Source organism: bacterium endosymbiont of Bathymodiolus sp. 5 South (assembly GCF_900128535.1).
Taxonomy (GTDB): Bacteria; Pseudomonadota; Gammaproteobacteria; order PS1; family Pseudothioglobaceae; genus Thiodubiliella.
Window position 1 is genome coordinate 1 of sequence record NZ_FQTR01000295.1, and the last position, 1480, is coordinate 1480.

Below are 1480 nucleotides of genomic sequence, written 5' to 3' on the forward strand. Positions count from 1 at the left end.
TTATCAGTTAGGTTATTTATCCATTGTTCTAGTGGGTACCAATTTTGCTGTTTACTGAGTTTTATTATTAATTCTGAATTTAAAACAATGGCTTTTTCATAAGCCTCAAGTGCCTTGTCAAACTCATTTAACATAGCGTAAGCAAACCCCATACCGCAATAAGCCTCGTCAAAATCCGGCTTAATCTTAATGGCTTTTTCATAAGCCTCAATTGCCTCCTTAAACTTATTTGAACTAGCGTAAATAAGTCCTATATTGCAATAAGCCTCATAATTAGGCTTAATCTCAATGGCTTTTTTAAAAGCCTCAATTGCCTCCTTAAACTTATCTAACTTAGCGTAAGCAACCCCTATATTGTAATAAGCCTCATAATTAGGCTTAATCTCAATGGCTTTTTTAAAAGCCTCAATTGCCTCCTTAAACTTATTTGAACTAGTGTAAGCAACCCCTATACCGTAATAAGCCTCATCTTTATCAGGCTTAATCTCAATAGCTTTTTCATAAGCCTCAATTGCCTTCTTAAACTTATTTGAACTAGCGTAAGCAATCCCTATATTGCAATAAGCCTCATAATTAGGCTTAATCTTAATGGCTTTTTCATAAGCCTCAATTGCCTCCTTAAACTTATTTGAACTAGTGTAAGCAACCCCTATATTGTAATAAGCCTCATAATTAGGCTTAATCTCAATGGCTTTTTTAAAAGCCTCAATTGCCTTATCAAACTTACTTTTATAAAAATCCTGATTACCTTCTAGGAAATATTCTTCTGCAGTTTTTTTATAAATAGGGTGATTAACATCATTGACCATTGAGAAGCCATAAATGTCTTGGAATAGGGATTTTTCATCAATAGAAAATCTATCACTTAGTTCTTGCAAAATTGGTTTTTTTTCTTCTTGCAAAATTTTAATTGTCTTTGCATTATCAATTGTTTGATTGCCGAATACAAACACCCCCTTTTGGGCGAAAATACGATTATTACTTTTAAAGTTGTTGTTTACAAATTGTAATTTTTCGCACTCGTCAAAAATTTTTTCACCCTTTTGTAATTCGGAGAATTTAACAATATCATTGATATTTAGAACAAAAACTTTGCCGTTTTTGCCTTTGTTGTCATGAGCAGCAAACCATAAGGCGATTAAAAAATCACGACTAAAATCAACAAGCCCTGTGGCAGCGCCATAATGCTGCAACTCTAGTAATAATTCAAGGTCACTTAATTTTTCTTTATGGTAATGGTAACTTTTGGCATCATTAATCAAAGTTTCATGATAGTCTTGAAACTGCTGTTGTGTAGGTTGCTGTTGTTTATCGCCTGATTTGTTTAAATTAAAACGCCGATAATAAGTGCTGGTTAAACCCCAACTCTCATCAGATTGACCACGATAAACAAAACCACCTCCTGATGGGAGTTTGTTTAAATACTTAGCAACAACCGACATTGAGCGTTAATCAAAACTATTTAAATAAGCCTTATCAG

Annotated in this window: 1 protein-coding gene; it reads right to left on the reverse strand. The window is 33.4% G+C overall.

Translation table 11 applies throughout. The features are described 5' to 3' along the window. Positions 1-1442 (reverse strand): FRG domain-containing protein (locus BBROOKSOX_RS10940; RefSeq protein ID WP_139661836.1); only part of this gene is annotated, 1442 nt, incomplete at its 3' end. Positions 1443-1480: the final 38 nt, after the last annotated feature.